This window comes from Actinoplanes sp. NPDC049681 (assembly GCF_044465265.1).
GTDB lineage: Bacteria > Actinomycetota > Actinomycetes > Mycobacteriales > Micromonosporaceae > Actinoplanes.
On the sequence record NZ_JBITLP010000006.1, the window covers coordinates 125,102 to 148,027 of the forward strand.

At 70.0% G+C, this 22,926-nt stretch carries 19 protein-coding genes and 1 pseudogene; 6 read left to right on the forward strand and 14 right to left on the reverse strand.

The annotated features are described in order from the left end of the window. Positions 1-10: 10 nt before the first annotated feature. Genes ACIBO8_RS22450 through ACIBO8_RS22460 form a run of 3 tightly spaced genes read right to left on the reverse strand, consistent with a single transcriptional unit; the run spans position 11 to position 3,502 of the window. Positions 11-1,447, reverse strand: a complete 1,437-nt coding sequence (locus ACIBO8_RS22450; RefSeq protein ID WP_396117227.1) for a diguanylate cyclase domain-containing protein — start codon at positions 1,445-1,447, stop codon at positions 11-13. A gap of 40 nt (positions 1,448-1,487) precedes the next feature. Continuing rightward, positions 1,488-2,978: a tRNA (N6-isopentenyl adenosine(37)-C2)-methylthiotransferase MiaB gene (gene miaB / locus ACIBO8_RS22455; protein ID WP_396117228.1), complete on the reverse strand. Its 1,491-nt coding sequence runs from the start codon at positions 2,976-2,978 to the stop codon at positions 1,488-1,490. Between the two features lie 38 nt (positions 2,979-3,016). Continuing rightward, positions 3,017-3,502 carry a hypothetical protein gene (locus tag ACIBO8_RS22460; RefSeq protein WP_396117229.1) on the reverse strand — a complete coding sequence of 162 codons (486 nt, stop codon included), beginning with the start codon at positions 3,500-3,502 and terminating at the stop codon, positions 3,017-3,019. Between the two features lie 140 nt (positions 3,503-3,642). Here ACIBO8_RS22460 and ACIBO8_RS22465 point away from each other — a divergent pair, with 140 nt between their 5' ends. Genes ACIBO8_RS22465 through ACIBO8_RS22480 form a run of 4 tightly spaced genes read left to right on the forward strand, consistent with a single transcriptional unit; the run spans position 3,643 to position 7,020 of the window. Next, positions 3,643-4,389, forward strand: coding sequence for an amino acid ABC transporter ATP-binding protein (locus tag ACIBO8_RS22465; RefSeq protein WP_396117230.1), 747 nt, complete (start codon positions 3,643-3,645; stop codon positions 4,387-4,389). Positions 4,390-4,439: 50 nt separating this feature from the next. Next, positions 4,440-5,312: a glutamate ABC transporter substrate-binding protein gene (locus tag ACIBO8_RS22470; RefSeq protein ID WP_396117231.1), complete on the forward strand. Its 873-nt coding sequence runs from the start codon at positions 4,440-4,442 to the stop codon at positions 5,310-5,312. 44 nt (positions 5,313-5,356) lie between these two features. Further along, the gene (locus ACIBO8_RS22475) at positions 5,357-6,064 is read left to right on the forward strand and encodes an amino acid ABC transporter permease (protein ID WP_396117232.1); all 708 of its coding nucleotides are present in this window, start codon (positions 5,357-5,359) and stop codon (positions 6,062-6,064) included. Beyond that, on the forward strand, positions 6,061-7,020 hold the full coding sequence (locus ACIBO8_RS22480) for an amino acid ABC transporter permease (RefSeq protein WP_396117233.1): 960 nt from the start codon (positions 6,061-6,063) through the stop codon (positions 7,018-7,020). Before ACIBO8_RS22475 ends, ACIBO8_RS22480 begins: the two co-directional genes overlap by 4 nt. Before the next feature lie 339 nt (positions 7,021-7,359). Here the strand turns inward: ACIBO8_RS22480 and ACIBO8_RS22485 are convergent, their stop codons facing one another. The 4 genes from ACIBO8_RS22485 to ACIBO8_RS22500 form a co-directional block, all read right to left on the reverse strand. Next, positions 7,360-7,851: a GNAT family N-acetyltransferase gene (locus ACIBO8_RS22485; protein WP_396117234.1), complete on the reverse strand. Its 492-nt coding sequence runs from the start codon at positions 7,849-7,851 to the stop codon at positions 7,360-7,362. A 167-nt stretch (positions 7,852-8,018) separates the two neighbouring features. Then, positions 8,019-9,743 (reverse strand): ribonuclease Y, encoded by a 1,725-nt coding sequence (gene rny, locus ACIBO8_RS22490; RefSeq protein ID WP_396117235.1) that lies wholly within the window; start codon positions 9,741-9,743, stop codon positions 8,019-8,021. Between the two features lie 969 nt (positions 9,744-10,712). After that, on the reverse strand, positions 10,713-11,441 hold the full coding sequence (locus ACIBO8_RS22495) for a hypothetical protein (protein WP_396117236.1): 729 nt from the start codon (positions 11,439-11,441) through the stop codon (positions 10,713-10,715). Between the two features lie 1,003 nt (positions 11,442-12,444). Further along, positions 12,445-13,299 carry a hypothetical protein gene (locus ACIBO8_RS22500; RefSeq protein ID WP_396117237.1) on the reverse strand — a complete coding sequence of 285 codons (855 nt, stop codon included), beginning with the start codon at positions 13,297-13,299 and terminating at the stop codon, positions 12,445-12,447. Between the two features lie 570 nt (positions 13,300-13,869). On the opposite strand from ACIBO8_RS22500, the pseudogene ACIBO8_RS22505 reads away from it, so the two are divergent. Beyond that, a pseudogene (locus ACIBO8_RS22505) lies at positions 13,870-14,059 on the forward strand (transposase); the annotation flags it as partial. A 223-nt stretch (positions 14,060-14,282) separates the two neighbouring features. Here ACIBO8_RS22505 and ACIBO8_RS22510 read toward each other — a convergent pair. The 7 genes from ACIBO8_RS22510 to ACIBO8_RS22540 form a co-directional block, all read right to left on the reverse strand. Continuing rightward, entirely contained in the window at positions 14,283-14,801 is a 519-nt protein-coding gene (locus ACIBO8_RS22510) for a hypothetical protein (RefSeq protein WP_396117238.1), read from the reverse strand. Between the two features lie 84 nt (positions 14,802-14,885). Beyond that, a complete protein-coding gene (locus tag ACIBO8_RS22515; protein WP_396117239.1) occupies positions 14,886-15,872 on the reverse strand; it encodes a DUF5937 family protein in 987 nt (328 codons plus the stop codon). 393 nt (positions 15,873-16,265) lie between these two features. After that, complete coding sequence (locus ACIBO8_RS22520; protein WP_396117240.1) at positions 16,266-16,955, reverse strand: regulatory protein RecX; 690 nt, start codon at positions 16,953-16,955, stop codon at positions 16,266-16,268. Positions 16,956-17,492: 537 nt separating this feature from the next. Continuing rightward, the gene (recA, locus tag ACIBO8_RS22525) at positions 17,493-18,539 is read right to left on the reverse strand and encodes a recombinase RecA (protein ID WP_364714475.1); all 1,047 of its coding nucleotides are present in this window, start codon (positions 18,537-18,539) and stop codon (positions 17,493-17,495) included. A gap of 199 nt (positions 18,540-18,738) precedes the next feature. After that, positions 18,739-18,939 (reverse strand): DUF3046 domain-containing protein, encoded by a 201-nt coding sequence (locus tag ACIBO8_RS22530; protein WP_396117241.1) that lies wholly within the window; start codon positions 18,937-18,939, stop codon positions 18,739-18,741. Positions 18,940-19,092: 153 nt separating this feature from the next. Beyond that, positions 19,093-19,755 carry a UdgX family uracil-DNA binding protein gene (locus ACIBO8_RS22535; protein WP_396117242.1) on the reverse strand — a complete coding sequence of 221 codons (663 nt, stop codon included), beginning with the start codon at positions 19,753-19,755 and terminating at the stop codon, positions 19,093-19,095. A 106-nt stretch (positions 19,756-19,861) separates the two neighbouring features. Further along, positions 19,862-21,205 (reverse strand): aminotransferase class I/II-fold pyridoxal phosphate-dependent enzyme, encoded by a 1,344-nt coding sequence (locus ACIBO8_RS22540; RefSeq protein ID WP_396117243.1) that lies wholly within the window; start codon positions 21,203-21,205, stop codon positions 19,862-19,864. A gap of 46 nt (positions 21,206-21,251) precedes the next feature. Here ACIBO8_RS22540 and ACIBO8_RS22545 point away from each other — a divergent pair, with 46 nt between their 5' ends. Next, entirely contained in the window at positions 21,252-22,490 is a 1,239-nt protein-coding gene (locus tag ACIBO8_RS22545) for a bifunctional pyridoxamine 5'-phosphate oxidase family protein/GNAT family N-acetyltransferase (protein ID WP_396117244.1), read from the forward strand. The last annotated feature ends 436 nt before the right edge of the window (positions 22,491-22,926 follow it).

Here is a 22,926-nt window from a genome sequence, read left to right on the forward strand (position 1 = left end):
CGCCCGGGGCTCAGGCCACGGTCAGGCTGAGGGCGCCCAAGGACTTGGACCGCTTCGCCTCGTACATGGCGAGGTCGGCGCGGTTGATCAGATCGTCCGTGGTCGCGGCGGGGCACGCGAGGGCCGCGCCCGCGCTGACCCCGATGCGGACCCGCTCGCCGGCGGCTCTGAAGGGTTCGCGGACCATCGCGCCGACGCGGTCGCAGATCAGCTCGACCGCCCGGCGCGGGTCGTGGTCGCGGCAAACGATGACGAACTCGTCGCCGCCGAAGCGGCTGACCAGGTCGTTCTCCCGGACGCAGCCGCGCAGCCGGTCCGCGACCGCGATCAGCAGCTCGTCACCGGCGGCATGACCCAGGCGGTCGTTGACCGGCTTGAACCCGTCGAGGTCGCAGAAGATCACCGCGAGCCCGGTCCGGCCCGCCCCGGCGGCCAGCTCGTCGGTCAGCCGCTGCAGGCACGCGGCCCGGTTCGGCAGGCCGGTCAGCGGGTCCGCGGTCGCCAGGCGCCGGAGCTCCCGCTCGGCCTGCCGGCGTTGGGTGGCCAGCCGGGCGACGCGCAGCATGACCAGCGGGATCAGCACGGCGGAGCCGACCGCGATCAGGACGCCGTCGGCCGGTAGCCCCAGGATCACCCGGCCGCCGCCGACGACCGGGACCAGCGCCATCATCAGGCCGAGGAACATCAGCCGGCCGGTCGTCAGGTCGTCCTCGGGCGCCGGGCCGGGCTCGGTGATCGCCGTGGCGGACGGGTGCAGGACGGCGCAACCTATGCACACGTACGCGAGCAGGAACGGCACGTTGGCCCAGTCCGGGAACACGCCGGTCACCGGGTCGGCGGTGGCGACGAGGACAGCGTTCGCGACCATGCAGGTGGCGAGGCCGGCCGCGAACAGCCACACCGCGACGAGACGCTGCGGCGAAACCAGGGCCACCCGTACCAGGGCGCCGAGAATGCCCATCATGACGAAGACGTCGAGGAACATGATCGCTTGATCGCCCGCGGTGGCGTCGGCGGCCGCGCGGAACGGCAGGAACACGACCTCCCACAGCACGCCGCCCAGGGCCAGGGAGGTGATCGCCGCGTCGATCACGCCGCCGATGTCGCCCCGGCCCCGCCGTACGACGATCGCCACCGCGGCGACGAGCAGGATCAGATACCCCAGGGCGTAGAGGACGGCGGAGACCGGGTCGTCGGCGCTGACGCCGCCGGAGAGGTAGGTCGACCAGACGTAGGCCACGTTGCCCGCATTGAGCACGCCGAGGGCCGTCATCAGCAGCCACCAGGGCAGCCGGGCACCGCGCTCGCTGCGGAACAGGATCCGGCCGACCGCCGGCACCGCGGCGAAGGTCACCAGCAGGAACGGGATCGGCCGCAGCAGCGCCGGAAGCGCCAGGTATGCACCGATGAGCGCCAGCGAGGCGACGGCATACCCACGGGACGACACCGCTGACCTATCGGTCAGGAAGCGGGCTACTTGAGCTGTCCTACAGCGCGCAACCGCCGGTGGTCGCCGGCAGCGGCGCCGGTACGCCGACGGTCGGCAGGCCCAGCGACACACCCGGCATCTTCGGCAGGCGCCCGGCCTCGTACGCGTCACCGGCCCGGGTGCGGCGATGGCTCAGCGGCTCGCCGTCGGCGTTGAGATGGTGCGGGGCCGCGTACGTGACCACGGTCTCGACGATGTCGCCGGGCCGAGGGGCGGTGCCGCCGGTGGCGAAGTGCACCAGGCGGCCGTCGCGGGCGCGGCCGCTCATCCGGCCCGTACGCTCGTCCTTGCGTCCCTCGCCGACCGCGACCAGAACCTCCACCTTCTCCCCCACCAGGCGCTTGTTCTCGGCCCAGGTGATGTCCTCGAGGGTCGCGACGAGCCGCTCGTAGCGCTCCTGCACGACCTGCTTCGGCAGCTGCTCGTCCATCGTCGCGGCGGGCGTGCCGGGCCGCTTCGAATACTGGAACGTGAAGGCGCTCGAGAAGCGGGCCTGCCGGACCACGTCAAGGGTGCGCTCGAAGTCGTCCTCGGTCTCGCCCGGGAAGCCGACGATGATGTCCGTGGTGATCGCGGCGTCGGGCATCGCGGCCCGGACCTTCTCGATGATGCCGAGGTACTTCTCCGAGCGGTAGCTGCGGCGCATCTCCTTGAGCACCCGGTCGGAGCCGGACTGCAGGGGCATGTGCAGCGAGTGGCAGACGTTCGGGGTCTCGGCCATGGCGGCGATCACGTCGTCGGTGAAGTCCTTGGGGTGCGGGCTGGTGAAGCGGACCCGTTCCAGCCCGTCGATCTCGCCGCAGGCGCGCAGCAGCTTGCCGAACGCCAGGCGGTCGCCGAACTCCACGCCGTACGAGTTGACGTTCTGCCCGAGCAGCGTGACCTCGAGGACGCCTTCGCGGGCCAGCGCCTCCACCTCGGCCAGGATCTCCCCCGGGCGGCGGTCCTTCTCCTTGCCGCGCAGCGAGGGGACGATGCAGAAGGTGCAGGTGTTGTTGCACCCGACGGAGATCGACACCCAGCCCGCGTACGTCGACTCGCGCTTGGTGGGCAGGGTCGACGGGAACACCTCGAGCGCCTCGAGGATCTCGACCTCGGCCTCCTGGTTGTGCCGGGCGCGTTCCAGCAGCGCGGGCAGGGAGCCGATGTTGTGCGTACCGAAAACGACGTCGACCCAGGGCGCGCGCTTGACGATGTCGCCGCGGTCCTTCTGCGCCAGGCAGCCACCGACAGCGATCTGCATGCCGGGGTTCTTGAGCTTGGTGGGGCGCAGGTGACCGAGGTTGCCGTAGAGCCGATTGTCCGCATTCTCCCGGACCGCGCAGGTGTTGAAGACCACGACGTCGGCAACGTCCGCGTCGACGGCGCGGACATAACCCGCGTCCTCCATCAGGCCGGAGATTCGCTCGCTGTCGTGCACGTTCATCTGGCAGCCGTACGTACGCACGTCATAGGTGCGGGGCGCGGCGCTCTGCGGGGTCTCAGTCATGGCAATTGACCAGGGTAGTCCCCCGCCGGGCCGAACCCCTAAGCGGCCGCGGGTCGCTCCGGGGTGGCCGCCGGCTTCCAGCGGGAGCGGGTGCAGCCGGGGCCGGCCGCGCACGCCGGGTCGGAGCCGGTGCACGGGCGTACGTGGCGGCGCTCCGTACCGTCGTCGGTCTCGGTCTCGTCCACGTGCACGGCCCGCAGCGTCCCGTCGGGCTCGGCCAGGACGTACCTCGTGGGGTTGAGCGTGTCGTCGGGAAGCAGAAGGTCGGCGCCGAGCCGGACCGCGACGGCGCTGGCGATCGTCGCCTCGCAGAGATCGCCGGGCGTCAGATAGCAATCGATCAATGTCGGGAAGTCGCCGCCGACGTGCCAGACGTCGCACAGCACCGCATCCCCGGCCGGCGAGTCCAACGTGGTCACCGGTCGCTGCAGGGCACCGGAGACGGCCGCACGGACCGCCGTGGCATCCACGGTGCCGGCGGCGCACCAGTTCCAGAGGCCATCTGTCGGATCGGCGTCAGCCATACCGCTCATCGTGGACATCCCTTTCCCCGCACACCTGCGGTGTTACTGCTCCGTGACCATTCTCGGCGCGAACCGATACACCCGTCCCCCTAGAGTGACCCCCATCCGAGTGAACCCAACGACGGGACGGTGGTCAGACGGTGACGACGAGCGAGCCTCTCATCGTCCTCGAGCACGTCGACAAGTACTTCGGCCCGTTGCACGTCCTGCAGGATGTCAGCCTCTCCGTAGCCCGCGGCGAGGTGGTCGTCGTGATCGGACCGTCCGGTTCGGGCAAGTCGACGCTGTGCCGGGCGATCAACCGGCTGGAACCGATCAACTCCGGAACCATCACCTTCGACGGCCGTCCACTGCCGGCGGAGGGCAAGGCGCTGGCGCGGCTGCGCAGCGAGGTCGGGATGGTCTTCCAGTCGTTCAACCTCTTCGCGCACAAGACCATCCTGCAGAACGTCATGCTCGGCCCGGTGAAGGTGCGCCGGGAACAGCCGGCAACGGTACGGGAGCGGGCGATGGGCCTTCTCGATCGGGTCGGCATCGCGAACCAGGCGGACAAGTACCCGGCACAGCTCTCCGGCGGCCAGCAGCAGCGCGTGGCGATCGCCCGCGCCCTGGCGATGCAGCCCAAGGCGTTGCTCTTCGACGAGCCGACCAGCGCCCTCGACCCGGAGATGGTGGGCGAGGTGCTCGACGTCATGACGTCGCTCGCCAAGGAGGGGATGACCATGGTCGTGGTGACCCACGAGATGGGCTTCGCCCGGCACGCCGCGGATCGCGTCGTGTTCATGGCCGACGGCCAGCTCGTCGAGGAGTCCACCCCGGCGGACTTCTTCGAGAACCCCAAGAGCGAGCGCGCCCGCGACTTCCTGTCCAAGATCCTCACGCACTGATCCGTCCATTCCGGACACCTTTGTCAGTATTCAATAGGAGGAGTGGCACGATGCGCATCACCCGACTGACCGCGGCGGCCGGGGCCCTGGTCCTGGCCATGACCGCGGCCGCGTGCGGCGGGGACGATTCCGGTTCCGGCGGCGAGAAGAAGAACTTCCCCGCGGGTTCGACGATGCAGAAGCTCAACGATGCGAAGAAGCTGCGCGTCGGCACCAAGTTCGACCAGCCCGGCTTCGGCCTCAAGGGCCTCAGCGGCAAGCCCGAGGGCTTCGACGTCGAGATCGCCAAGATGATCGCCAAGCAGCTCGGCATCGCCGAGGGCAACATCGAGTACACCGAGACGCCGTCGACCGTCCGCGAGCAGGTGCTCCAGCAGGACAAGGTCGACATCGTGGTGGCGACGTACACGATCAACGACAAGCGCAAGGAAGTCATCGACTTCGCCGGGCCGTACTACATCGCCGGACAGGCGATCATGGTGAAGAAGGACGACACCTCCATCACCGGACCCGATTCCTTCAAGGACGGCACCAAGAAGGTCTGCTCCGTCACCAACTCGACGCCGGCGACCAACATCGAGAAGTACCTGAAGGACAAGGCGAAGCAGCTGGTGCTCTTCGACATCTACCAGAAGTGCGTGGATGCCCTGAAGGGCGGCCAGGTCGACGCGGTCACCACCGACAACGTCATCCTCACCGGCTTCATCGCGACCAACAAGGACCAGTTCAAGCTGGCCGGCAGCACCTTCACCGAGGAGCCGTACGGCATCGGCGTGAAGAAGGGCGACAAGGACTTCCGGAACTTCATCAACGACACCCTGGAGGCGTCGTTCAAGGACGGCTCGTACACGAAGGCGTGGAAGGACACCGCCGGCAAGTACGACCCGAACGACCCGAAGATCCCCACGGTCGACCGGTACTGAGAAGGGATGAGCTGGAGGGTGTCTGACATTCGGAGGACGGATCCGTGAGCACGATCGCCGACCATCTCGACGTCTTCGCGAGCGGTTTCTGGCTCACCCTCCAGCTCTGCCTGCTGTCGGCCGTCGGCGCGCTGATCATCGGCACGCTGATGGCCGTCATGCGGATCTCCCCCGTGCCACCCCTGCGCGCGGTCGGCACGGCGTACGTGACGGTGTTCCGCAACATCCCGCTGACCATCGTCTTCTTCTTCTCGGCGTTCGGCCTGCCGGCGCTCGGCTCGAACGCCGACTTCCTGCGCATCCCCGGGCTGACGTCGCTGTTCGACCGGCTCGGGATCGACCTGCCGTACTTCCGCTTCGCGATCATCGCGCTCAGCCTCTACACCGGCGCGTTCATCTGCGAGGCCCTGCGGGCGGGCATCAACGCGGTTCCCACGGGGCAGGCCGAGGCGGCTCGCGCCATCGGGCTCACCTTCGGGCAGAACCTGCGCTTCGTGGTTCTCCCCCAGGCCTGGAAGGCGGCCGTCGTGCCCCTCGGCAGCGTGATCATCGCGATGATCAAGAATTCCGCGCTCGCGGGCTTCTTCGGCGTCGTCGGCGACCTCTCCAACAGCGGCTACTCGCTCATCACCGTCCAGGGCGAACCCGCCATCCCGGTGATGATCGGCATCTCGATCTTCTATCTGATCCTGACCGTGCCGCTGGGCGTGCTCCTGGACCAGATCGAGAAGCGCCGGGCGGTGGCCCGATGAGCGCCCTCTACGACGCGCCGGGGCCGCGCGCCAAGCGCGTCACCCTGATCAGCAGCATCGTCGTCGCGGCGCTGCTCATGGCCGGCGCCTACTACCTCGTCTACCGTCCCCTGGACGCGCGGGGCGAGTTCACGATGGAGAAGTGGGGTCCGCTGTTCGACCCCTCCAACGAATACTTCAGCCAGGTCTGGAAGCGCATCGGCGAAGGCTTCCGGGCCACCCTGATCGCGGCCGTCCTGGCGGTGGTCGGCTCGGTCCTCTTCGGCACCCTGCTCGCCATCGCCCGTATCCAGCTCAAGGCGGTCAGCAAGCGGCGCTTCACCGGCTTCGCCAAGCCGCTCGCCATCGGGTTGCGCGTGCTGACCGTCGCGCTGGACTGGCTCAGCCGCATCGTCGTCGAGGTGTTCCGCGGTCTGCCGGTGGTCATCACCATCGTCTTCGTCTGGCTGGGCCTGCCCTCGGTGGGCGTAGAGCTCGGTGACCTGCTCTGGTACTTGGTCATCGGCCTGATCCTCTACAACACCGTGGTGATCGCCGAGATCCTGCGCTCCGGCATGGAGGGCCTCCCGGGCGGCCAGCGCGAGGCGGCGGAGGCCATCGGGCTGAGCACCTTCGACACCACGATCCAGATCCTGCTCCCCCAGGCCTTCCGGATCATGCTGCCGGCGCTGATCAGCCAGCTCGTCGTCGTCCTCAAGGACACGTCGCTGGGCTTCATCATCGGCTACGAGGAGATCCTCCGGGTCACCAGCCAGATCGTCCAGTTCCTCAACAACCAGATCCAGATGTACGTCGTGGTCGGGGTGATCTACATCCTGGTCAACTACGGGCTCTCGAAGCTGGCCGGCTACGTCCAGCGACGGCTGGCACGGGGGCGCAAGACGCGCGCCCTGCCCACGGACGTCGCGCAGGAAGCCGGGCTGACCGAGGCATCGCAGGTGGGCGTCTCCCGCTGAGGCGAGACAGAGCCGCCTGGACTCCTCCGGATGATCGTGCGACTGGGCGGCGCGGCCGGACGTGGGGGCACTGGCTGAGCTGCAGTGCATCGCACCCGACAAGATCGCGGCATACGCCGACTGGGTGGCCGCGCACGCGGAGACGCATCTGCCGTTCGTCGCCGAGATCGACGGGTACGTGGTCGGCGCTGCCTGGCTGCTCGTCGCCGAACGGGTGCCTCGCAACGAGTCGCGGCATCGGTGGTACGGCGACGTCCAGTCGGTCATGGTTCGCGAGGACGTTCAGCCACCTTCGCCAGCTCCTGCTCTGGGAGCCGGCAGATCCCTGATCCGGTCGCTCTACAACAGTTTCTCCATCACGAAGGTGGGGCGGCCCTTCGCTCGGTCCGGGCGCAGGTCGATCTCGCGGTATCCCAGCCTGGCCCAGAACTGCTGAGCCTCCGTGTTGACGACCAGGACGCCGAGGCGGACCGCGGTCGCGCCCTCGGACCGGAACCGGTCCTCGACCGCCGTGACGATCTCGCGGCCGTACCCTCGACGACCTTGCCGCCCGTCGACCATCAACAGCCCGATCCACGGGTGGCCGTCGACCGGATGGCGCAGCAGCAGCTGGGCGAAGCCCACCACCCGGCCGGCGCTGTCGCGGCCGACCACCGTCTCGCATCCGTCCGCCTCGGCGTCCTCGCGGAGCATCGCCTCGATCTCGGCCCGGGTCATCGAGTCGGGATCCTGGTCGCCGCTGGCCCGCCAGTAGGCCGGCTGCGATCGGCAGATCTCGTCAAGGCTGCCCAGCTCCGCGGCGGTGAGGGTCGCGCGATGAAGAGTGATCACCGTCAGGAGGCTAGTACCGGCCGCCCTCAGCGGCGCAACCACTTACGCAGAATGAAGGGTGCGGGTGGCTGTTCTGGAGCGTCAGCTCCTCGGCCGCCCGTGCCCGGCCTCGGCGGGAGCGACGGTCTGCACCCCCCACTTCGCTACGACAGCCAGCTCTTGACCTTTCAGCGGGCGAGCTCGGTGACGCGCGACTCGCGGACGACCGTCACCCGGATCTGACCGGGATAGGTCAGCTCCTCCTCGATCTGCTTGGCGACGTCGCGGGCCAGGACCGCGGCGCCGATGTCGTCGACGTCCTCCGGGCGGACCATCACCCGGATCTCGCGGCCGGCCTGCATGGCGAAGACCTTGTCGACGCCGGCCTTGCCACCGGCGATCTCCTCGATGCGCTCGAGACGCTTCACGTACGCCTCCAGACTCTCGCGGCGCGCGCCCGGGCGACCGCCCGAGCAGGCGTCGGCGGCCTGGGTGAGGACGGCCTCGATGGTCTGCGGCTGCACCTCGTTGTGGTGGGCCTCGATCGCGTGGACGACGTCCTCGGACTCGCCGTACTTGCGGGCCAGGTCGGCGCCGATCAGGGCGTGACTGCCCTCGACCTCGTGCGTCAGCGCCTTGCCGATGTCGTGCAGGAAGGCCGAGCGCTTCATGGTGGGAACGTCGAGGCCGAGCTCGGCGGCCATGATGCCGGCGATGTGGGCGGTCTCGACCAGGTGCTTGAGGACGTTCTGGCCGTAGCTGGTGCGGTAGCGCAGCCGGCCCAGCAGCGTGGCGAGCTCCGGGTGGATGTCGGTGATGCCAACATCGACGAGCGCTTCCTCGGCGGCCCGCTCGCAGAGGCGGTCGACCTCGCTCTTGGCGCTCTCGAACACCTCTTCGATGCGGTGCGGATGGATGCGGCCGTCGAGAACGAGCTTCTCGAGCGTCAGCCGGCCGACCTCCCGGCGAACCGGATCGAAGCAGGAGAGCAGCACCGCCTCGGGGGTGTCGTCGATGATCAGGTTGACGCCGGTGGTCGACTCGAACGCCCGGATGTTGCGGCCCTCGCGGCCGATGATCCGGCCCTTCATCTCGTCGCTGGGCAGGTGCAGCACGCTGACGACGCTCTCGGCCGTCTGCTCGCTGGCGATGCGCTGGATGGCGTCCACGACGATGTGCCGGGCCCGGGTGTCGGCGGTGCGCTTCGCCTCGGTCTCGATGTCGCGTACCAGGATCGCGGCCTCCCGCTTGACCTGGCCCTCGATGTTCTCGATCAGCTCGGCGCGCGCCTGATCGGCGGTGAGGTTCGCGATCCGCTCCAGCTCCCGGCGGCGCCGCTCCTCAGCCTCGGTGAGCTCGGTCTCCCGGGTGCTCAGGGCGGCCTCGCGGGCGGTCAGATCGGCGTCCATGGCAGCGAGGCGGCGCTCGCGCTCGACGAGACGCTCCACCTCCTCGGCGTGCAGGCGCTCCCGCTCGTCGATCCGGGCTTCCCGCCGCTCGACCTCCGCGGCCTGCTCCTTCACCGTGGTGTTGAGGAGCGCGACCTCGCGTTCACCGCTGCGGCGGGCGGCTGCCCGAACCTGCTCGGCGTCGGACTCCGCCTGGCGGTGGGCGTGCTCGAGGATCGTGTCGGCTTCCTCGTGCGCGGATTCCAGAACCCGCCGCGCCTCGGCCCGGGCGGCGGTCGCTTCCGCTTTGGCGGCGGCTACTTCCGCGCGTACGGAGGCAGCTTTCGCGTTCGCGTCGTCGACCTTGGCCTTGGCGGTCTGCAAGGTGCGCTCACGGTTCTCCTGATCGGCGGACCGGGCCTCCTGGAGCTGGCGCAAAGCCCGCGCGCCGAGTATCAGGCCGGCCACGACGGCGGCGGCGAGAACGACGACCGCCACCACGAGCACCCAGTCCAGGGGCGTCATCTCGCCGCTTCTCCCTTCGCCGCGCCGCAGGCTCTGCGGGCCGGTCTGTTTCCTGCGCGGAGCGCGGGCTGGTCCTGCGCGGAGCGCGGGCTGGTCCTGCGCGGAGCGCGGGTAAGGGATGCCCGACCAAAGGCTGATGATCGCAGGTGCTGTCGGCCGCGTGGCTTCAGGCGCCGCACGGTGGGGTTGTGCGGGCGTCGGGGCCGACGACCGACCGCGGGTGGTGGCTCGGCGCTGCCCGTGCGGTCTTTCGGGCGGCGCCGGTGGCTTCCGGCTGGTGGGCAGCCTTGCCTGGTGGTGCGGCTCGGCCGGCTCGCGCCTGCCGTGCTCGGCTTTCGCCTGCCGTGGCTGGGCATGCGCCTGCCGTGGCCGGGCTTTGTCCGGGGTGGCCGGTCGCTTTCCGTGGCGGGTTGCCCCGGATGTGGCCGGCTGCCGCGGTCGCTTGCCCCGGGCCGTGGCCGGATTCCGGCTGGTCCAATTGTCCCGCCGTGTGCTTCCGGCCCTGGCCGGGCTCCCGGTCATGGGCGCGTCTCGCCGACTCCTGCCGGTTCGATGGGCCCCCGACCCGAAGCCGCCGATCCTGCCCCTTCCCGCACAGCACCGGCCAGGCCGGGCCGACGGGGTTACCGGCCCAGGTCGTGCCGATGCCCCGGCGTTCCGGTCGGCGATGCGCGGCCTGAACCGAGTCACCGCCTCGGGTACCGGGCAGCCGATAGTGCTCATGCCCCCACCGGTAGGGCGGTCGGCTGGCGGCGATGGCGTCGCCGGGCGTCCCGTCCAAGACCAGAAGTGATGCCGAAAAGTAATGCGATCTATGTTGTGCGCTTAGCCTTCGATGGTCGAACAAACCTTGTGTAACGCGAGGCTAGGTCGCGGAAGCCGGTTCGGTCAAGGACTCATGATTCGGCAGCGGATGGGACGTACGGCACAGACTCACTCAGGCCCAGCTCACGCTGGGTGAGGGGCATTTCAGGCGTAGCGGGACCAGATGTCGCGCAGAGGATCCCACTTCTCACCCGCCCCCTCCTTCCAGTACGCGAGCAGGTACGCCGCGACGGGCGTACCACTGTCGTCCCACCAGATGCCGGCCACCGTGCGACCGGAGACCTGGTAGGCGTACTCGACGTAGTTACCGCTCGTACGCCCCGAGGGAGTAGCCCGCTCGGCCGTCGGACCGACGCCCGGAGTGAGCGTACGCGCGTCGACGTTCTGGCCCAACGTGGTGACCCGAGCCTTGTCGCGGTCGGCGGTGGTGCCGTACTCGACGAAGATCACACTCATGGCGTCCATCTCGCAACGGACGCGAGCCTTCTCACCCTGGGCCAGCTTCGGGCCGTCCTTCTCACCGCTGCGAGAACAACCCGAAAGGTACGGGAGCCAGCCGCGCGCGACGGGTTCCAGCGAACCGGCGAACTTCGGCTGGTTGATCGCGATCTGGCGCTGCTCGTAAACGCCTGGGGTCGGGGCGGCGCTGGGGGCCGCGACTGTCGGGGCGGCCTTGGGGTTCGGGGCGGTGGAGCGGCCGAGGAACCAGCCGCCCGTACCGAAGATCAGCAAGCCGGTGACGAGGCCGGCGAGGGCCGGGACGAGGAGGCGGCCGCGGGGTTGCTTCGGGGTGGGCTCGATACGCGGGCCGGAGCTGTAGCTCGGGGCGACCTCGAAGCCGAAGCGGTCCTGTGCACCTGCGCCGCTCGCCATGGCGTACGGATCGGTTGCGCCTGCGCCGCTGGCGGGTTTGCCTGCGCCGCTTGTCGGCGCGAAGGGACCCGGGCCGCCGGCGCCGCTGGTGGGAATCCGTGCGCCGCTTGTCGGCGCGAAGGCGTCCGGCACCCCGGCGCCGCTCAAGGGGTTCCCTGCGCCGCTTGTCGGAGCAAAGGGATCCGGCACCCCGGCGCCGCTTAAGGGGTTCCCTGCGCCGCTTGTCGGAGCAAAGGGATCCGGCACCCCGGCGCCGCTCGCGGGGCTCCCTGCGCCGCTTGTCGGAGCAAAGGGATCCGGCGACCCGGCGCCCCTGGTGGGACCGAAGTGGTGAGGGCCGCCGAGGTCGAGGCCGTATTCGTCGACCCCTGCGCCGGAGGTCGGGGTGGACCAGTCCGGGGGCGCGGAGGTGGAACCCGTTCCTGAGGTTGGCACCGGGCCGGCGAACGGTGGCACTCCGGGGGTGGGGGTCCGCATCTCGGCCGTGTTGTGGAACGGGCCGTAGGACGGGGTCGCTGCCGGGGCCGGGCTTCCCGGCACCGCGTCGTAGTGGGACGCGGCTGGCTGGGGCGGAGGGGCGGGTGCTGCTACTGAGCCGGGGCTCGCCCCCTCAGGACTTCCGATACTGCTCTCGCGGTCGCCATGCGGAGACGTTCCGTATGGGTGGTCCGTTCGACTCACCGAGCCCGTCTCCTCGGGTGTGCTGTCTTGGCGCTCCTCACCCGAGCCTGCCGAACCGCCGGACTGCGAGGAAATGACCGACTCGGGGTGCTCGACAACTCCGCCCGGTCGCGCGGCCACGGACGTCGCCTCGGTGTCCCCCGGAAGGGGAACGCCGGCATGGTGGGCGCCCTGGACGTCGTCTGTCACGACGATGCAGGTTACCAGTCGGCTGCGATCGAGGACGTCCCGTGAAGATCGACCGAAGAGAATGGACCCGCAGCCCAGAGGGGCTGCGGGTCCGCCTTCATCCGCTCGCCACCAGCCTTCCGAGGAGGGCCGGTCAGGCGTCCGCGTCCTCCGGACGGCGACGCCGTGTCACGAGGATGAGACCAACGCCACCCGCGGCGATCGCCGCGCCGACGCCGGCGATGCTCACGACGTTGACGCCGGTGACCGGAAGGCCACCGCTCGCGTCGGAGCTCCCACCGGTGCCACCGTTAGTGCCACCGTTGCCGCTGCCGCCGTTGGTGCCGCCACCGGTGGTGCCGGCGTTGTCGCCGGTGCCGCCCCCTTCGCCGGATTCGGACGGGAGCGTCGGGTCGGACGGGTTGTTACTGCCACCGCCGTCGTTCGGATCATCCGGAGTGTTCGGGTCGTTCGGAGTGTCCGGGTCGTTCGGAGTGTCCGGGTCGTTCGGAGTGTCCGGGTCAGTCGGAGTATCCGGATCGGTCGGAGTATCCGGATCGGTCGGAGTATCCGGGTCAGTCGGAGTATCCGGGTCGGTCGGAGTATCCGGGTCGGTCGGAGTATCCGGGTCAGTCGGAGTATCCGGGTCAGTTGGAGTGTCCGGATCGTCGGGAGTGTTCGGGTCGTCGGCACCGGCGTCGTCGCCGCCTCCGGCGCCGCCCTGGTTGGTCGGTGCATCCGAGTCGTTCGGAGTGCTCGGATCATCGGGGGCGCCCGGTTCACTGGTTGCCGGGTCGTCGCCCTCCTCGGCCGCCTTGGTGGCCGAGTTGTCTCCGGACGTGGCGGCAGGCTCGTCGAGTACCACGACACCACGAGCGTGGATCTGCGTCGTGGAAGCGGCCGCGCCAGAGGCACCCGCGAGGGCCGCCACACCGACCGCACCGACGATGAAGCCGAGCCGCGCTACGGCACGCACGCCGCGCTGGCGTGCGAGCTGATTGGTTCGCATGTTCCTCCCCGTACTTCAGACCGTTCGGTCTTCAGTGGACAATCATTTACGTGAGTCCGGAGAGGCAGATTACCCGGAAGACGTGGATCACTTCCATCCACCATTGACAATGTGGGTGAAGCCGGGCGTTGTTCAGGGCGGAGCATCGACGCACCGTAGGCGCCTGATCGCTCCCTTGCACCATGGTTCGGCCGGTGCGAGGGCCTATCCGGCCGTCCGATCGGGTGCGGCGGCGAGGTGGATGTCAGCTTCCACGTCGCACTCTGCCTGCGCTTTGACGGCCAGACCCGCTCCCCTTGCCGTGCGCAAGATCACGGCGATGCGTACTCGGGCCGGTTATGCCACCCCCCTAGCGGCATGCTGTGCGGGGGCCCCAGCGGCGGACGTCGCCCGTGGCGGATTCCATTTCGGAATCCGTCCTGGATAAACCGGCTCTCGGCGAGGCGAGCAGGAGCGACGACTAAGGCGTGTTTGGTTATTTGCTGGGGTGTCAGCTGTTCATTGGCGTGGCGGTGACCGGTACGAGACGAGGTCTCCGGTAAGTCGATTAGCGCCCAAACCAGCGCAGCGGTGACAAGGCGGCACGATCTCACCGACGCTTAGTGAGCGGCCTGGTCGCGGTCCTACCTGCTGTACGGGTGCGTAGGCGGCCGCCGAAGTGGAGCGGCCGACAGTTCATCGACGGGATCCGTGGCGGATCCGGGTCGGGGCGCCGTGGCGGGAAGTGCCCGCGGAGTGTGCGCCCGTGCAGACGTTGTACTGACTGTTTCGCGAGTGGCAGCGGCTGCTGACCGCGTTGCACCGGCGCAAGCTCGGGTCGGAGGGCGGCCGACCGCCGACCTTCGACCCGGAGCTCTGCGAACAGCGTCACGCCGTCGAGTGCGGCATGGCGACCTGCTGCGACCACCTTGCCGTTCCTACGAAGCCCCCGTGACTATCACCGCGATCAACGAATGGCTCTGACCCGATTACCAAGCACACCCTCAGGCGAGCGTCTCGCAGAGGTTCTCCATCGTCCCGAGCCGCACCGGTACCTCGCGGCTGCCGTCCGGGTGCCGGATCACGACGAAGTCGCCGTGGGTGATGTAGTCACCGCCGGGGAAGCCCACGTTGGACGCCTTGATCGGCAGGGCGTTGTGGCCGCGTAGCTGCGAGATCCGGGTGCCGTCCTCCAGGTAGTACACCCGGATGGAACCGGTCGCGTCGCGGACGACCGACTTCTGGTTGCCGGTGTTGGTGTACCGGATCACCAGCACGCCCTCGAAGTCCTGCACCTTCGGCGAACCGTCCGGGTAGGTCGCCGGCGTCCGCATCCGCTCGCGGTCACGGACGATGTCGCCCTTTACCTCGAAGGAGCACACGTCCCCGGCCGGGATGACGAACGGTGGTGTGCTCGTCGGCTCCCACCCGCCGCCGGTGCCGGAGCCGGACGCGGCAGCCGGCACCGCGGAAACCGCCACCATCGCCGTCGCCGCCGCCGTCAGTACAAATACCTTTGCCACGCGCATGTGTGGCCTCCCTCATGTCCGTTGCGCTGTCCCGGACATGGTGTGCTGAGGCGCCGCGGCGGCTCCACGATTCGGCGCTCACCGAATGCTCGCCCCCGCACCGGCCCCCAGGAGGTCGGTACCGAGTGCCGTGCGCTGGTAGAGCACCTGGCGGCCGGCCCGGCGCGACCAGACCAGCCCCGACCGGCGCAGCACCGACAGGTGCTCACTGACCGCCGCCACGCTCAGCCCGAGGTCCCGCGCGACCTGGGTGGTGGACAGGGGCAGATCGAGCCGCGCCAGCAGCGCCGCCCGGCTGCGGCCGAGCAGATCGGCGACCGGCGGCGTCGCCGACCGGGCCGAGCCGTCCCAGACCTGGCCGACACCGCGTGGGCTGTAGACGAGCGTCGGGCACTGTGGATCGGTGTCGACCAGCAGTGAGGGCCAGGCGAACACGCACGGCACCAGCAGCACCCCGGCGCCGTCGAGCCTGCTCTGCGACTGCCAGGCCGGCCAGAGGATCCGCAACGCGTCGTCGGCGTATTCCAGCTCCGGGTGCAGGTTGCCCAGCAGCCGCACGATGCCGCCGGAGGTCAGCTGGTCGGCGCGGTGGCCGATCTCGGCATCGAGCAGGCCGGCCAGCCGGGACCAGACCGGATCGATCGCCACCCGCCAGTACGCCTGCATCTCGGCGGCCAGCCGGCCCAGGTGCCGCTCCGGATCCTCGTACAGCGGCAGCAACGCCTCCGGCAGCGCGCCGTCCCCGGCGAGCAACTCCAGCTGCGCACGGACGGTCGCCTCCGGCGTACTGCGCACCCGGGCCAGCTCGTCGGCGAACCTGGTGTCCATCCGATCCGGCGGCGGCGTCAGGAAATCTGGCACGTATCGCCGGGCGGCGAGCAGCGGCCGCAGCAGGTCGAGCCGCAGGGCGGACACGGCCCCGCGCACCGATTGCACCCACGGCTGGTGCATCCGGGTCCGATCGGCGTGACCGGCGATCCGCATGCTGCTCATGAGCTCTTGCACGGGTGAGCGCGCGAAGCGAATCCGAGCCAGGTCACCCGGCTCGAACAACAGCTCGATCACCCAAACCACGATACCGATGTCCTGCCGGGACGGCGGCTAGGCCTCTCGGGTGCGGATGACCACGACGGGCACCTGGCTTGGGATCCGGGCGAGCATTCCGATCAAGGCTGACCATGCCGCGCACCGGAGCAAGCTGGGGTCGAAGGGCGGCCGGCCATCGGCCTTCCGGGACCTACAAGCAGCCCCAGGCGGTGGAGTGCGAGAGCAACCAGCTCAACGCAACCGCGGGAGGCCACTCGCTTCGACAAGCTTGCCGTGCGCTGCCAGGCCGCCGGTGGGGGCACGGGCTGACCGAGCGGTTCCGCGACGCGGAACGATCACCGGGATCAACAAGTGGCACTGACCGGACACACCATCACGCCCTGATTCGGAAGATCCAATCTTGGCAAGTGGTCACGACGAGCTGTCGTTTTCGTTGTCGGCCATGGCGTCGGCGTCGATCTGGTCGGCGAACTCGGCCGCCTCCGCGTCGCGGGCCGCCAGCGCGTCCTTGACGGCGCGAATGGCCACGCCGGCCGGGTAGCCCTTCCGGGCCAGCATGCCGACCAGGCGACGGAAGATCTGGTCGGGCGTACCGGTGGCCGTACGGAGCTTGCGGTCCACCATCGCCCGGGCGGTCGCGGCCTCTTCGTCCTCGTCGAGGCTCTCGAGCGCCTCGGTCGCCACCTCGGCGTCGACCCCGCGCTGCCGGAGCTCGTTGGCCAGGGCGCGGCGGGCCAGACCGCGACCGTGGTGACGGCTGGACACCCAGGCCCGGGCGAAGGCGGCGTCATCGATGATGCCGACCTCGTCGTAGCGGTCGAGAACCTCGGCGATGACCTCCTCGGAGATCTCCTTGCGGGTCAGTGCCTTGGCCAGCTCGGCGCGGGTGCGGGGGCGTACGGCGAGTTGCCGGAGACAGATCTCTCTGGCCAGCTCCGCCTCGGACTTCGGCGGTTCGGCCGGGCGGTCCGCGGCCTCGGCAGATCGGGCGCGCCGCCGTCCGCCGGCGAAGGCGTCGCGGTCAGGAGAGTTGCCCCGGGCGGCGCGGGGCGGGAGCGCATCCCAGCCCCGTCCGGACCGCGCACCGCGTCGTCCTGCCACAGCTCAACGTCCCCTCGTTTCCAGCTGGCCCGGGTGGGTCAGATCGACGGCCATCCGGTCGCCGGCCGGGCCGATTGATGACGAGACCGGCCCGACGGGCCGGGTGGATCGGCCCAGCGAGACCAGCCCAGGCCGTCAGGACCAGCCCGGGCCCGCCTCCCGAGATCCAGCCAGTCGGGACCAGCCCGGCGGGGCACCCGGCGTGGCCAGCGCACCGAGACGAACCCAGCCGGACCGCCCAGCCGGACCGCCCAGCCGGACCGCCCAGCCGGACCGCCCAGCCGGACCGCCCAGGCCGTCAGGACCAGCCCGGGTCCGCCCCACGAGATCCAGCCAGTCGGGACCAGCCCGGCGGGGCACCCGGCGTGACCGGCGCACCGAGACGAGCCCAGCCAGACCAGCCCAGCCCTCTGGGACCAACGCAAGGACTGCCCGGCGGACCGGGCCGGCAGGCGTTCGCCGCGGAGGCCGCCGACGTCCCCGCCCGGCGGACCGATCCGACGAGATCGAGCCCGGCGCGGGCGGGCGGGCGTTGGATCAGAAGTCGACCGGCGGGAGCTCCGGACCACCCGCGGCGTCGCCGGTGGTCTGGCCCACGCCGAGCTTCTCGAGGATCTTCTTCTCGATCTCGGCCGCGACGTCGGGGTTCTCCTTCAGGAACTCGCGCGCCTTCTCCTTGCCCTGGCCGAGCTGGTCACCGTCGTACGTGTACCAGGCGCCGGACTTGCGGATGATGCTCTGCTCGACGCCGACGTCGATCAGGGAGCCTTCGCGGGAGATGCCCTTGCCGTACATGATGTCGAACTCGGCCTGCTTGAACGGCGCGGCGACCTTGTTCTTCACGACCTTGACGCGGGTGCGGTTGCCGACCACGTCGGTGCCGTCCTTGAGGCTCTCGATGCGGCGCACGTCGAGGCGCACCGACGAGTAGAACTTCAGGGCGCGGCCACCGGTCGTCGTCTCCGGCGAGCCGAACATGACGCCGATCTTCTCGCGGAGCTGGTTGATGAAGATGGCGGTCGTGCCGGAGTTGTTCAGGACACCGGTGATCTTCCGCAGCGCCTGGCTCATCAGGCGGGCCTGCAGACCGACGTGGCTGTCTCCCATCTCGCCCTCGATCTCGGCACGCGGCACGAGGGCGGCCACCGAGTCGATGACGATGATGTCGAGCGCGCCGGAGCGGATCAGCATGTCCGCGATCTCGAGCGCCTGCTCACCGGTGTCGGGCTGCGACACGAGCAGGGCGTCCGTGTCGACGCCGAGCGCCCGGGCATACTCCGGGTCGAGCGCGTGCTCGGCATCGATGAAGGCCGCGATGCCGCCGGCCCGCTGGGCGTTGGCCACCGCGTGCAGGGCGACCGTCGTCTTACCGCTGGACTCGGGTCCGTAGACCTCGATGACCCGGCCGCGCGGCAGACCGCCGACGCCGAGCGCCACGTCGAGGGCGATCGAGCCGGTCGGGATGACGGCGGTCTGCACGACCGGCCGCTCACCCAGCCGCATCACCGAGCCCTTGCCGAACTGCTTGTCGATCTGTGCCAACGCCAGATCGAGAGCCTTGTCCCGGTCAGGTCCTGCCACCATGTCCGCCACCCCTGTATTCGACTTCGCAGGCGTCTTCGCCGATGAGCTTCTGTTCACCACGCCGGTCACGCTAGACGCTGGGTCTGACAGAAAACCGCCGCCCGGTCGTCAGCTGTGGATGAGTACGCCGTTGGCGACAATAGCCGAACAGGTGTACGACGATCGAGCGACACGCCAGAACAAACGTACGAAAAATCAGTCAGTAGAGCTGGAGGGGCACCCGATCGGGGTACGCCGCCACCACGGCTCGCCAGATCGTGGCCGTATCAACACCCTGAGCGATGGCCTCGTCGATCGTCCGTCCACCGAGGTCCGAGAAGGTGTGATCGGCGGCGATGCTGCGCGCGTACGTGGCCCCGAAGGCCTGCTCGAGGCGCTGCCAGAAGTCCGTCAATCGCACTCGGGAAGCCTACTCGCGGAGCCTCGGCGACCGAGCGCACCCGTAGCGCCCCGAGCAGGTCGGTGAGACCCGAATCACGGGTGCCGATGCGCGCTCCGACAGCGGGCGTGCAGCGACGCGACGCTCCCAGCACGAGCCGTCAGGGCGCACCGATCAAGCCAGTGCCGTGGCGGCGACCTTGAGATCGTCGACCAGGCCCTGATACGCGACGTCACGGTCGTCTGCCCGCAGCACAGCGGACGGGTGGATGGTGGCGAGCGCCTGGATCTCCGCCACCGGGAAGTCCTCAGGATGCTGGGCGGACGCCGGCCAAGGCATGAGCTGACCGCGCGACCGCGTGACCCGGAACGACGGGCCGAGCAGCGCCTTGGCTGCGGTGGCGCCGAGCACCACCACCAGCTCGGGCTTGAGCAGCGCGAACTCGGCCACGAGCCAGGGGCGGCAGGCCGTGATGTGGGCCGGGCCCGGGCTCTGGTGGATGCGGCGCTTGCCGCGCAGCTCGAAGCGGAAGTGCTTGACCGCGTTGGTGATGTAGACGTTCCCGGGGTCGATACCGGCATCGTCCACAGCTTCGCGCAGGAGCCGCCCGGCGGGGCCGACGAAGGGCAGACCCTGCTGGTCCTCGACGTCGCCCGGCTGCTCACCGACGAAGACGACACGCGCGTGGGCGGCACCGCGGCCGAACACCGTCTGCGTGGCGTTCTGGTAGAGCTCGCAGCCCTCGCAGTGGGCTGCGGCGGATTTGAGCTCCTCGAGCTCGTGCGCGTTCGGCGGAACGAAATGCTGCGCCCCGATGGGAGCCTCGGTCCTCGGCATGTCACCGTTCTACCCCTTCCCGCGCGCTCCACGCCCGGCGGTATCACCTGAAGGGGGTTGACCAGGACCGCCTTCCGGCACGCGGTGGGCGCACGAGCCGACGACCTCATCGGCCCGGGATGCTCACGCCGGGCGGGTAGGCGGCCGCGGCCACACTTTCGGCGAGAGGCTCGATCGCGGCGTCGTCGAGCGGGCTGACGGTGATCCGTACGCCCGGCGGCGCGTCGATACGGAACAGGGACCCGGGCGCCACCGCGTACCCCGCATCTCGTAGGGCCGTCACGAGGCGGGTTTCGTCGGGTGTGCGTACCCATAGATTGATGCCTGTCTGACCGTAGGCCTTGACCCCCCGGGACGTCAGGGCTTCACGCAGCGCGTGGCGCCGACGGTCGTAGCTTCTGCCGGCCTCGGCGATCTGCGCCGTCACGTCCCCGTCCTGCCAGAGCCGGAGCAGCAGGCGCTGCAGCACTGTGGACACCCAACCGGCGCCGACGCGCATGCGGCCCGCCACGCGGGCGATGGTCGCCTCGTCCCCAGCCACGACGGCGATGCGCAGGTCGGGGCCGAAAGGTTTGGACGCCGATCGGATGAAAGCCCAAGATCTGGTGGCACCGATCAGGCAATGCACCGGTACGCCGGAGAGCTCCGCAGCGTGATCGTCCTCGATGAGCAGGACGTCAGCGCGAGAGGACAGGACCTCACGAAGCGCGGCGGCGCGCTCGCCTGTGACCGCGGCTCCGGTCGGATTCTGGGCGCGTGTCGTGATGACGGCTGCGCGCACCCCGGCCGTGAGGGCCGCCATAAGACTGTCCGGAAGCGGACCCTCGTCGTCCACCGAGACCGGCACGGCCGTCAGACCGAGCGCCGCGAGCAGATCAAGGAGATTGGCCCAGCCCGGATCCTCGACGGCCACGGGGTCTCCGGGCCGGAGATGGGTCGTGAGCAGGCGTTCGATGGCGTCGAGCGTGCCGTTCGTGACAGTGATGGCCGCGTCGGCGACCGGGACGCCATCGGCCTCGAGGCGCGGGCGCGCCGCGTCGATGAGCTCGGGCATGGCGCCTGCTGCGTACCCATAAGGAGGGTCGACCACATCGGACAGCGCGCGGAGGTGCGGACCCAGGGCGGGCAGCAAGCGGACATCGGGGTCTCCGGACGACAGGTCCACCGCGCCGGCGGGCACGGGCAGGCGCAGCTCGGCCCGCGGGCCGGCGACCGGAGGGCGAGGTCTGATCCGCGTGCCGCGCCTCCCCGAGGTCTCCACGATGCCGCGTTGGCGCAGGTCCTGATACGCCTTCGAGACCGTGGCGGGGCTGACGTGCAGCTGGTCGGCGAGCATCCGGATCGGCGGCAGTGCGGCACCCCAGACCCAGTCACCGCGCCGGACACCCGCCTCGATGCTCTCGGAAATCGATGCGGCGGTCGAGCCGCTGACCTGATATTGTTCTGCCACAGCGATGATTCTGTACTAGTACAAAGGCTTTGGCAAGGAGGATCTTGTGACCGACCTCTACCAGCCGACCGCACGCACGACGGCGACCCGGTACCGCGATCGCATGCACTACGAGCGCGACACTGCGCACGCGATCTTGGACGAGGCGTATGACTGCACGGTGGCCTTCGTGGTCGACGACGAGCCTCGTGCTCTGCCCACGCTGCACGTTCGCGTCGGTGACACGCTCTATCTCCATGCCTCGACGGGGGGCCGGCTCGGCCTGACGGCACGGCCCGACGGCGTGCGCGTCTGCGTCTCGGTGACCCTGCTGGACGGGCTCGTCTACGCGCGTTCGCAGTTCCATCACAGCGCCAACTATCGGTCTCTGATCGCGCACGGCACGGCGCGACCGGTCACGGATGCTGCCGAGAAGCGCGCCGCGATGACAGCTCTGGTCGAGAAGCTGGGAGCCGGCCGGGCGGCCGACAGCCGCCCACCCACAAACCGGGAGTTGACGACCACGGCGGTTCTGGCGCTGCCGTTGACGGAGGTTTCGGTACGGGCACGCGCAGGCGGAGTGGCCGACGATGCCGACGACCTCCCTCTCCCGCACTGGGCCGGAGTGGTACCCCTGCAACGCGTGGCCGGCCCGCCACAGCCGGATGCCGGAGTGGCACCGCCCCCGCCGGCCTACCTGCCCAAGAAGGCCTCACCGTGGACCACGGCCGCGCCCATGCGAGGACGGCACGTGTCGCTGGAGCCACTCGCGCCGGCGCACGTCGACGGCCTGCTGGCCGCGCTGGCGGACGACGAGGTGTGGCAGTTCCTTCCCACGCCGCGCCCGAAGACCCGCGAGGAGATGGCGGAGCACGTCGCGATAGCAGCCCGCCAGCAGTGGGCGGGCGACCGTGTCTCGTGGGCGCAGTGCGACCCGAACACGGGCGAGGTCATGGGGATGACCAGCTACCACGACGTGGACGAGGAACGAGGCTCGCTCGGCATCGGCCACACGATCCTGGGACGCCGCTGGTGGCGCAGCGGGGTCAACACGGAGGCCAAGCTGCTGCTGTTGGAGCGAGCTTTCGAGGTGCTCGGCGCGGAACGCGTGTTCTGGTACACGGACATCCGCAACGAGCGGTCACAGCGAGCCATCGCGCGGCTGGGCGCCAGCCGGGACGGTGTGATCAGGCGGCATCGGTTGCGGCCGGATGGGACGTGGCGGGATTCCGTGTTCTTCGCGATGACGGTGGACGAGTGGCCCGCGGCCCGGGATCGGCTACGGACCCGGTTGGAGGCCGCCTGAGCGGTGCGTCTTTGGTCTGCTGATCGACATGACGATGGACGGGTGGCCCGCGGCCCAGGATCGGTTGCGGACACGGTCGGAGGCCGCCTGAGCGGTGCGCCTCTGGCCTGTTGATCGACTACCGCGGGGAGCGTCTCCGCGGGGAGGCCGGGCGCGCGGGCGGCGGGGCCCGCCGGCGGCGCGGCGGCACTCCAAGGACGGCCAGGCGGCGGCTTCCGGGCGGGCGCCAAGCGGCGGCTTCCGCACGGGCGCCCGGCGGCGGCTTCCGCACGGGCGCCAAGCGACGGCTTCCGGGCGGGCGCCCGGCCGCGGCTTCCGGGCGGGCTGCGGTATCGCTTCGGAGGTCGGCTGGCCATCGGAGAAGACGTGTCCCGCCAGGCGCACCAGCGGCCAAGCTCCGAAGCGATGCTCACGTCGTGGGCAAAGCCACAGCGTC